Genomic DNA, 9,894 nt, shown 5'->3' with positions numbered 1-9,894 from the left:
CTGGCCCGCTCGGTGCGAAAACCCTCCCGGCGCAGGTAGCTCTCCAGGATTTCGGCAATCTCCGGCTCGTCCTCAACCACCAGTACCAGCGCCACCGCGTCCAGTGTATCGCCAGGTGTTGCCACGAAAGAAGTCTGCCCCAGCCTTGTGAAAGGCTGGGGTGGGGTTTGTGTAGATTTCAAGAATTACTCACCGGGCTCAACCCCGCCGTTCTCCGCGGCCGCAAAAGCACCCGACAACAAGGCGCGCAGGCCCGCCTCAAAATCGGCCGCCGAGAAGTAGAGGAGGGCGTCCTCGCCACGGGTTAGCTGGGCGGCAGCCTGGTCAAGCTGCTGCAGCAGGTCCTCCGGCAGGAGCTGCTGGAGGGCCTCTACGGCCGCCTGGGCCTCCTCTGGGGTAAACCCGTAGCTCAGCCCCTCGAGGGCCTGGTAAATCTGGCGGGCCCGCCCCGCGCCAAGGTCTTCCCAGCGCACCATCTGGGGCAGAACCTCCACCCAGCGCACCAGGGTCACCGAAGCCTGGGACACCGTGGGCTGAGCGCCCTGAGCGGTCGCGAGGCCCAACGCCAAAACGGACATGAGGGGAATCAAAAGCTTTTTCATTAGGTTCCTCCTTCTGGAAAGGCCTTGACCCTTCCAAGGAAAAACGTAGAGGAGGGCCGTGAAGTTTCCGCACAGCCCAGGTGTAGGCGCTGTGTAGCCCCCAAACAAGGGGTCTTCCCGTCCAGAAGGGTGCGCAACACCCCAGCCGGCAATTTCCTTCACCATCCCTTCCCAAAGCCGACCCGGCGGTCAATAATGGGCCTTCGTGACGCCGCCCAAAGGCGAGCCCCGCCGCTCGCAAAACCTGGCCATCTGGGAGGGAATGCTGGCCGTCCTCTTCATCAACTGGAGCACCGGGATGGTCATGACCGGGTACGCCCTGTGGCTGGGCGCCCCGCCGGTAGCCTTGGCCATCCTAGGGGCGCTGCCCATGGCCGGGCAGATGGCCGCGCCCATAGCCCTCTTCATCCGGGGCGGACGAAGGGAGCTGAGCGCCAATCTTTCGGTCTTCGGGCGGGGCCTACTTGTGCTGGCCCTGTTCATCCCCCTGATGCCCGAGGCTTGGCACATTCCAGCCCTGCTGACCATTGCCGGCCTGTCCCAGCTCATTCTGGCGCCGGTAAACGTGCTCTGGACAAGCTGGATGGCCGACCTGGTCCCCGAGCAGGTCCGGGGGCGCTACTTCGGTTTTCGAAACGGAATCCTAGGCCTGGTGGGCACCTTGGGCAACCTAGCAGCGGGCGGCCTGATTGACGCGGTGGGCAAGCCCTGGGGCTTCCTGCTGGTGCTGCTCGCCGCCGTGGTGGCCGGGGTGGGGGCCACCTTCATCCTGCGAAAGCAGTACGAGCCCCCCTCCCAAAGCGCTCCTCCCCTGCCGGCAGAGTTCACCCACCCGCTTTCCGACCGCCAATTCCGCGGGTACCTGGGGTTTGTGGCGCTGTTCCTGGGGGCGGTAAGCGTGGGCGGTCCGTTCGTGTTTCCCCTTTTCCTAGAGCATGCCCGTATGAGCTTTACCCAGCTCGGCCTCTGGACCTTCATCGCCGCAGGCTGTGGGCTGGTGCTGAGCCCCCTTTGGGGCCGCCTAGCCGACCGAATCGGGCACTGGCAGGTGCTTTTCATAAGCAGCGGGGTCGCCGCGCTGGTGCTGCCCCCCCTCTGGTTGGCCGGGGAGCCAGGCCAGCTCGGAACCATATGGCTGGCTGCGGTCTGCGACGCCTTCGCCTGGGGAGGCATCAACACCGCCCTTACCAACGTGGCCCTGCAAAGCTCCCCCCCAAAGCAGCGCGGGCTCTACCTGGCCTGGTACTGGATGGCCTACGCCCTAGGGGGCCTGCTGGGTTCTTTGCTGGGCGGCTACCTGGGCGGCCTGCATGCCCACACGGGGCTTCCCAGCCCCTACCACCTGCCCATCCTGGCCTCCATGCTGCTGCGGGTGGTGGCGGTGGTCTACCTGGGCTGGCGCATCCGCCGCAACCGGGCGCGGGCCGTGGAGCCCTCCTAGCGTGGAAAAACGCGGCAATTCGCGGGTGGGATAGAATACTGGGCATGTTGGATTCAAAAACGCTGGCCCTGGCCCAGGAAGTGCGGGCTCTGCTTGCCCAGGGGCTCGAGGCGCTGGCCAAGGCCGAGCAGAACACCGAGGCCATCCAGCAGGCCTTGCTGGACCTAGAGGGGCCCTTCTTGCTGGTGGTGGTGGGGGAGTTTAATAGCGGGAAGTCCTCCCTTTTGAACACCCTCCTGCGGGGGGAGTTTCTAAAGGAGGGGGTCACCCCCACCACCGACCGCATCCACCTGATTGGCTACGGCCCCGAACCTAAGCAGCTACCCGAGGGGCCCGGCCTGGTGCGGATAGAGCTGCCCCACCCTTTGCTGGAGGAGCTGCGGCTGGTGGACACCCCGGGGACCAATGCCATCCTGCAACACCACCAGCTCCTCACCGAGCGGTTTTTGCCCCGCGCCGACCTTATTCTCTTCGTTACCAGCGCCGATAGGCCCTTCACCCAGTCCGAAGCAGACTTTCTCCGGCTCATCCAAAGCTGGGGCAAGAAGGTGGTGCTGGTGGTCCATAAGGCCGACCTGCTCACCGAGGCCGAGCTGCGGGAGGTAGAGGCCTTCGTGAAAAAGGGGGCCGAGCAGACCCTGGGGCATACCCCACCCATCTTCCCCGCCTCGGCCCGGCGGGCCCGGCAAGGGCAGGAGGCCAGCAGCGGTATCCCTGAGCTCGAGGCCCACATCCGCCAGGTGCTCAGCCAGGAAGCCGCCCGGCTCAAGCTAAGCTCCCCTCTAGGGGTGCTGGTGCGGGAGCTCGAGACGGCCCAGCCCGCCCTTCAAAAGCAGCTGGGGGAGGTCCGGAAGCAGCTTTCCACCTGCCGCGAGCTTGACCAACTGCTGGCCCGCCACGAGGAGCGGACCCGCCGCGATTTTGGCGGCCAGGTGGCCCTGGCCCTGCAGGTGGTGGAGGAGGTGCGGGCCCGGGGGGAGCGCTGGCTGGACGAGAAGGTGCGCTTTTCCCGCTTCTTTGAGCTGCTGAACTCCAGCCGGCTCAAGCAGGGCTTCATAGAAGAGGTGGTGCGGGGGGCCAACCAGGAGATCGAGCGCCGGGTGCTGGAGGCCCTCAACTGGCTGACCAAGCGCGACCGTGAACTGCTGGAAGACGCCCTGTCCCTGCTGCGCGAGGCCCCCGGGCTGCGCCCCGGGGTCCAAGGCGGCCCTGAAGCGCGGACCATCGCGGGCAACCTGGAGGAGGCCCTGCGCAGCTTTGACACCGAGGCCGAGGCCAGCCAGCTCCGGGACCACATCCAAGAGAGCCTGCGGAGTACCGCGCTGGTGGAGGTGGGCGTGGTGGGGCTGGGGCTCACCGTGCTGCTCGTCGCGCAGAAGATCGCCCTAGACGTTTTGGGCATCTTCGCCACCCTGTTTGGGGCCATCCTGGCCACCTCTATTCTCCCCCGGCGCAAGGAAGCCGCCAAGGCCCGGCTGCGCGAGCGGCTGACGGAGCTGAAGGAGGCCCTCGAGAAGGCCCTCCGGGAAACCCTAGAGGCCGAGCTGGGCCACACCCGCGAGCGCTTCCATAGCCTTTATCGGGCCCCCTGCGCCCGGCTGGAAAGCCAGCTGGAACAGACCCAAGCCCGGCTCGAGCGGCTGGATGCCCTACTGAAGCAAACCCAGGCCCTCCGCCAAAAGCTAGGTGCTTGGTAAGGGCCGCCCCTAACCCCCTAGGCCTGCTTAGGCTACCCTAATGAGGTATGCCCAAAGCCCTGGAAAACCTCCGCCAAGACTTCCCCCTTCTGGCCCGCTACCCCGAGCTCGTCTACCTGAACTCCGCGGCCACCAGCCAGAAGCCCCTACGGGTTATTGAGGCCCTGGCCCGCTACTACAAAGAGCAGAACGCCAGCATCCACCGGGGGGCCTACACCCTCTCGGCCCAAGCCAGCGAGGCCTACGAAGAGGCCCGCCGCACCCTGGCCCGCTTTATCGGGGCCCAAGCCCACGAGGTTATCTTCGTGCGCAACACCACCGAGGCCCTGAACCTGGTGGCCTACGCCTGGGGGCTGCGCAACCTTCGGGAAGGGGACGTAATCCTCCTAAGCGAGATGGAGCACCACGCCAACCTGGTGCCCTGGCACCTGGTGGCCGAACGGACCGGCGCGGTGGTTCGGGGCATCCCCCTCCACCCCGAAGGCCGCCTGGACCTTTCCTCGTTGAAAGACCTACTCACCGAACGGGTGCGGGTGGTTGGTCTGACCCATGTTTCCAACGTGCTGGGTACGGTCAACCCGGTGGCCCAGGTGGCCCAGGTGGCCCGGGCGGTGGGCGCACTGGTGGTGGTGGACGGGGCCCAGTCAGCCCCCCATATGCCGGTACGGGTGCGGGAGCTGGGGGCTGATTTCTACGCCTTCTCCGGCCACAAGATGCTGGGGCCCACCGGGATTGGGGTGCTCTGGGGCCGGGCAGAAATCCTCCAGAACCTACCCCCTTTCCTGGGAGGGGGTGGGATGATTGGGGAGGTCTACCTAGACCGCTCCACCTACGCCGCCCCCCCGGCCCGCTTTGAGGCCGGAACCCCCGCGGTGGCCGAGGCCATTGGGCTTGCAGCAGCCGCAGAGTACCTTATGGAGGTAGGCCTGAACCGGGTCTGGCAGCACGAACAGGAACTCCTCCAGTACGCGCTAAAGCGGCTGGATGAGGAGCTGCCCGAGGTGCGCACCTTTGGCCCGCGGGGGGCAGACCGGGGAGGGGTGATCCCCTTCACCTTGGGCCACCTACACGCCCACGATGTGGCCACCGCCCTTGACCAGCAGGGCATCGCAGTGCGGGCTGGGCACCACTGCGCCCAACCCCTGCACCGCTGGCTGGGCGTACCCGCCACCGTTCGGGCCAGCTTCTACATCTACACCACCCACGAGGACATAGACCGCTTCATTGAGGCCCTAAAGAAGGTGCGGGACTTCTTCAAGGACTGGCTCTAAGGCCCTCAATCTGCGGCCTGGGGGTTAGGGGTCCCGGTCTTCTCACCCCTCAGGAAGAAGAGCAGCCCCAAGCCAAAGGGAATAAAGGCCATCCAGAGGTTGGGGTAGGGATAGAAGAGGGCCAAAGCCAACAGGCCCATCACCCAGCTCTCCCAGCGGCGCAGGGGCCTGCGGGTGTAGCCCACGGTGGCGGCAGAGAGGAAGACGATGGCGAAGGCGGTGAAGAAGAAGCGCTCGAGGATGATGAGCCAGCCCTCGAGGCCCGGCACATTCTGCAACACCGGCAAAACGAGCAATCCCGTCCCGGTGAAGGAAAGCAGGAAGAAAAACCCGATGATGTATTTGGCCAGCGCCACCCGGGCCGCGTAGACCCCGGTCAGGAGGGGGTTGGTCTTGAAGACCGAGGCCGCCGCATAGGCCGAGAGCGCCACCGGCGGGGTCACGTCGGCCAGCACCGCGTAGTAGAAGAGGAACATGTGGGTGGCCAGCGTAGCGGCCAGCACCGCCTGCTGGGGCTCGAGACCGTACCCCTGGAAGTTGGCCGCGGCAATCTTGATGATGGCCGGGGCGGTTAGCGAGGCGGTGAGGACGTAGGTGGCGGTAGGGGGCACCCCCATCCCCAGCACCAGGCTGAAGAAGGCCGTCACCAGGGTAGCCAGCAGCAGGCTCTCCCCCGAGACCTGGCCCAAGAAGATGGAGAACTTGGAGGGCAGGCCGGTGATGACCATCATCCCAAAAATCAGGTTGGCCGCCACGATGGCCGAGCCGATGGGGATAAGCTGGCGGAAACCCTCCACCAGGCCCTGGGCGATGGGCTCCAGGGCCTCCCGCAACCTCCCACTGGCCGCGGCAGGGTAGAAGAAGGTGCCCAGCAAAAGCCCCAGCACCGCCAGCGTGAGGGGAAGCAGCGGGATGTTGCCCAGGTTCCAGCCCATCAGCAGGGGCAGCAGGGCCCCCAGCAGCCCTAGCCCCACCCCCAAGGGCAGCCCCATGCGGTAGGCCGGGCCCCGCATGGCCTCGTTTAGGGCCGCAGGGCGCAGGGTGGGGTCAAGGTAGCAGATAACCACAAAGGCCAGGGCGGCCAGGTAGACCGCGGTGGCCACCTCGCTCCCCAAAAAGAGCATGACCACAATCAGGAGAATGGGGACGAAGATGACGCTGTAGCGCAGGGCATAGCGCCGGCCCAGGGCGATGTCGGCCCCCACCGGGGGCAGCTTGGCCTTGCGGGCATAGAACTCGTTGAAGGCCAGGATGCCGAGCAAATAGAGCAGCATGGGCCCCAGGGCCATCACCACCACCCACAGGTAACTGATCTGTAGGATTTCCACCATCACAAACGCGATGCTGCCCAGCACCGGCGGGGTGATAAGCGCGATGGTGCCGGCGGTGGCCACCAACCCGGCGGCGATCATCCGGTCGTAGTTGGCCTTCTCGTAGAGGGGCTTGGTCAGGGTGGCCACAAACTGGGTGTCGGCGGCCCCCGAGCCGCTGAACATGCCCATAAAGACCGCGGCGATGCCGGTGACCCGGCCCGGGGTCTGGGGGGTGCGGCCCACCAGGGAAAGGGCGATGTTGGCCACCACCTTGCCCAGGCCCAAGGCCCCGATCAGGCCCGAGAGGATGGTGAAGTAGACGATGTACTTGGCCGAGACCCCGGTGATAAGGCCGTAGATGCCGGCCTCGGTCTCGTTGTAGGTCTTGCCCAGGATCAGGTCAATGCCGTTTTTGGCCCCCTGGAAGGTGCCGGGCACGTACTGGCCGTACATGTTGTAGGTGAGGAAGACCAACACCAGCGAGGGCATCACCGGGCCCATCAGCCGGTTCACCAGCCCCAGCACCAGAAGGATGACGGTAAAGGACATGCTCATGTCCCAGCCCGCCGGGATGACCGCCCGGTTGACCAGCTCCTCGTAGTAGCGCACCTGGTAGGCCCAGGGGGCTATGGCTAAAAGCGCCGCGGCCACATCGCCATAGCGGCGTAGGGCAGGCAAAAGCGCCGGCAGCACCGCCAAGGCCCAGGCCAGTGTGCCCACCAGCCGGCCCGAGAGGGGTATCTCCACCCCCGGCACGTTGGGCACCCAGAAGGTGTAAAGGAAGGGCAGGGTGAGGAGGGCGAAGACCCAGGAACCCAGGGTGCGCCTGGCCCCCGGCAGGCGGGAAGTGATGAGGTAGCCCGCCACCAGCAGCAAGAGCACGTGGGTGGCCCGCCGTAGCTGCACCTGGTCCAGGATACTGATGTCCAGCCGGCTCAGAGGGGTGAAGGGGTGAAGCACCAGGTAAAGGCTAAACAAGGCGCCCACCAACAGGACAAACCAGATAACCCGGCCCATGCGGGTGGTGCGACCGGTGGCGTCTTGGGGTATTTCCATAGCGAAACCTCTTGGCGATGTGTTTGCGGGATTATACCGTCTGGAGCCCTTGCAAGTAAGAGCCAAGGCGTCTTTTGGGCAAAGGAGCAGCCGTTTCTTCTCCAAGAAAAAGCTCCCCCACCGGGTGAGGGAGCGCACGAAGCAGGGTGGCCTACTGGATGGCCCCCACCTCGCGCAGGTAGCGCACCGCGCCCGGGTGGAAGGGCACCACCATCTTTTGGTTGTAGAGGTTCACGGTGTTCCTCAGGGTGGTATCGCGGGCCGCAGCGGTGGCGGTGACCAGGGTCTGCAGGTTGTTGAAGACTGCCCTCATAATGGCCGCAGCCAGGTCATCGGGCATAGAGGCCGGGCAGAGGAAGACGTTTCCGGTAAAGAGGGCGAAAACATCCTTCTTGGTGCCGTAGGCGGATTTGGGCAACACGCCGGTGGTAATGACCCCGGGAAACTCCTTTAGCAGGAGCTGGGCGGTGGGGCCGGTGCGCGGGGAGTCTACCAGCTTGATCTGGTCACCCTTGCGGGCCAGGCTCTGGGCCAGCTCCACCACGCTGGCGGTGGGCACCCCACCCACCCAGAAGTAGGCGTCGATGGTGCCTTCGGAAAGAGCTTTGGCCGACTCCGCCGCGGGCAGGCGCTCCCGCTTGGCGAACTCGCGCACATCCACGCCCGCGCCTTTGAGGACCAGCAGGGCCAGGTTTTCGGTGGAAGAGCCGGGCTGGCCAGTGGAGACCCGCTTGCCCCGCAGGTCGCCCACGAAGTTGATGCCTGACTTTTCGGTGGTCACAATGTGAATCAGGCTCGGATACATGTAGAACATGATGCGCTGCATGTCGGCCTTGCGTTGGGCAAAGCGCGGCTCCTCACCGGTGTAGGTCACCAGGGCCGAGTCGGTGGTGGCCAGGGCGCAGTAGTAGGTGTTGGAGCGGGGATCGGTGCGGTCACGTAGAAGGAGCAGGTTGTCATAGGAGCCCCCGGTCTGCTGGGCCGTGGCATCGGCCACACCGGCCTCGGTCAGAATCTTGGCGATGGCCTGCCCATAGAAGAAGAACACCCCCCCCGTGCTTCCGGTGGGAATCACCACTCGAGGCCGCTGCTGGGCCATGGCGGCGCTTAGGGCAAGAACCAAAAAGAGTACCGCTAGTCTCCACAGCTTCATTCCAAGAACCTCCTAAACCGGACCCTTCTAGGAACACAGGAAAAGCCTACGCATTGCTGCGATTAGGGTTTCAGGATTCCGGCTTTGGACAATTTACCCGGTGTGCACCCCATGTCAAGGGGTAGGGAAACTGACCCATGGGTCAGTTTGTGGGTATGATGGGCGGGTGCTGGCGTTGGCCCTTTTGCGCGACCCCCGGTACCGAGCCTACTGGATAGCCCTTTTCCTCTCCCAGATGGGCACCTGGATGCAGGCCGCTACCCAAGGATGGTTGGTGCTCGAGCTGACCCACAGCGCCGAGCGGCTGGGCCTGGTGGTGGCCCTGCAGTTTCTGCCCTCGCTGCTGTTCTCCCTACCCGCAGGAGTCCTCTCCGACCGGTACAGCCGGCGCAATCTACTCCTGCTGACCCAGGGGGGGATGGCGGTGTTGGCCTTGGGCATGTTCATCCTTATCGCGACCGGCTGGGTGCGCTACCCGCATGTCCTGGTCTTTGCCTTTCTGTACGGCCTTTTCAACGCCATGGACCTGCCCGTGCGGCAGGCCTACACGGTGGAGCTGGCCGGTAAGGAGCGCTACCCCGGGGCCATCGCCCTCAACTCCTTTGGCTTCAACACCTCGCGCCTTTTGGGCCCCGCCCTGGCCGGCCTTCTGATCGCTGGGTTTGGCCTCTCCTGGAGCTACCTGGTCAACGCCCTCTCCTTCGTGCCCCTGCTGTGGGTTCTGCTAAAGTCCCCCAGCCTCGCGGTGGAACGGAGAAAGGGCGGGGTCGTGGCCGATGCGCTGGAAGGCCTGCGGTTCGTCTGGGGGGAGCCGCTGGTACGCCAGGTGGTGGTGCTGGTGGGCCTGACCAGCCTGCTGGGCATGAACTTCCAGACCATCGTCCCGGCCTATGCCCGGCTCGAGCTGGGCCTAGACGCTCAAGGCTTCGGCTTCCTGATGTCGGCGGTAGGGCTGGGCTCCATTCTGGCCGCCCTCCTTCAGGCCATCGCCTCCCGGGCCCACCCTCTGCGGGCGGTTCTGGGCAGCGCTCTTTTGGGGCTCGCGCTTCTGGCCCTAGCCCTGCCTCTGCCCCCCGGCTGGGTAGCCTTTGTCTTTGCCCTGGCCGGGCTTGGGATGATCACCACCCTCATCAACGCCAACACCACCGTACAGCTTCTGGCCCCCGACCGCATCCGGGGCCGGGTGATGTCGGTCTACTCCATGGTCCTGCTGGGCTCGGGGCCCCTGGGGGCTTACCTATCGGGTCTGCTCATCGAAACCCTGGGGGTCCGCTTGGGGATCGGGGCGATGGGGGCGCTGACCCTGGCCGCAGCCCTTTGGATGGTGCGCCGCCCCTGGCCCAAGACCCTGTCCCCCACCC

Annotated in this window: 7 protein-coding genes and 1 pseudogene; 4 read left to right on the top strand and 4 right to left on the bottom strand. The window is 65.5% G+C overall.

Translation table 11 applies throughout. From position 1 onward, the window contains the following. Both Mlute_RS16205 and Mlute_RS12415 read right to left on the bottom strand, forming a co-directional pair. Nucleotides 1–95 (bottom strand): annotated as a pseudogene (locus Mlute_RS16205) (DNA-binding response regulator); the annotation flags it as partial. Nucleotides 96–185: 90 nt separating this feature from the next. Then, the gene (locus Mlute_RS12415; protein ID WP_119360939.1) at nucleotides 186–602 is read right to left on the bottom strand and encodes a hypothetical protein; all 417 of its coding nucleotides are present in this window, start codon (nucleotides 600–602) and stop codon (nucleotides 186–188) included. Nucleotides 603–807: 205 nt separating this feature from the next. Here Mlute_RS12415 and Mlute_RS12410 point away from each other — a divergent pair, with 205 nt between their 5' ends. Genes Mlute_RS12410 through Mlute_RS12400 form a run of 3 tightly spaced genes read left to right on the top strand, consistent with a single transcriptional unit; the run spans nucleotide 808 to nucleotide 5,011 of the window. Further along, nucleotides 808–2,043, top strand: coding sequence for an MFS transporter (locus tag Mlute_RS12410; RefSeq protein ID WP_119360938.1), 1,236 nt, complete (start codon nucleotides 808–810; stop codon nucleotides 2,041–2,043). A gap of 44 nt (nucleotides 2,044–2,087) precedes the next feature. Further along, a complete protein-coding gene (locus tag Mlute_RS12405; protein WP_119360937.1) occupies nucleotides 2,088–3,740 on the top strand; it encodes a dynamin family protein in 1,653 nt (550 codons plus the stop codon). Between the two features lie 47 nt (nucleotides 3,741–3,787). Continuing rightward, the gene (locus Mlute_RS12400) at nucleotides 3,788–5,011 is read left to right on the top strand and encodes a cysteine desulfurase (RefSeq protein WP_119360936.1); all 1,224 of its coding nucleotides are present in this window, start codon (nucleotides 3,788–3,790) and stop codon (nucleotides 5,009–5,011) included. Between the two features lie 5 nt (nucleotides 5,012–5,016). Here Mlute_RS12400 and Mlute_RS12395 read toward each other — a convergent pair whose 3' ends face one another. Both Mlute_RS12395 and Mlute_RS12390 read right to left on the bottom strand, forming a co-directional pair. Continuing rightward, nucleotides 5,017–7,380, bottom strand: a complete 2,364-nt coding sequence (locus Mlute_RS12395; protein WP_119360935.1) for a TRAP transporter permease — start codon at nucleotides 7,378–7,380, stop codon at nucleotides 5,017–5,019. A gap of 151 nt (nucleotides 7,381–7,531) precedes the next feature. Further along, nucleotides 7,532–8,533 carry a TAXI family TRAP transporter solute-binding subunit gene (locus Mlute_RS12390; RefSeq protein ID WP_119360934.1) on the bottom strand — a complete coding sequence of 334 codons (1,002 nt, stop codon included), beginning with the start codon at nucleotides 8,531–8,533 and terminating at the stop codon, nucleotides 7,532–7,534. Between the two features lie 166 nt (nucleotides 8,534–8,699). On the opposite strand from Mlute_RS12390, the gene Mlute_RS12385 reads away from it, so the two are divergent. Further along, nucleotides 8,700–9,894: MFS transporter (locus Mlute_RS12385; RefSeq protein ID WP_119360933.1), on the top strand; the 1,195-nt coding region annotated here is incomplete at its 3' end.

This window comes from Meiothermus luteus, from assembly GCF_003574085.1.
In the GTDB taxonomy this organism is placed as follows: domain Bacteria; phylum Deinococcota; class Deinococci; order Deinococcales; family Thermaceae; genus Meiothermus; species Meiothermus luteus.
Note: the sequence above shows the minus strand (reverse complement) of the source record. Positions and strands in the feature narration are given on the sequence as shown.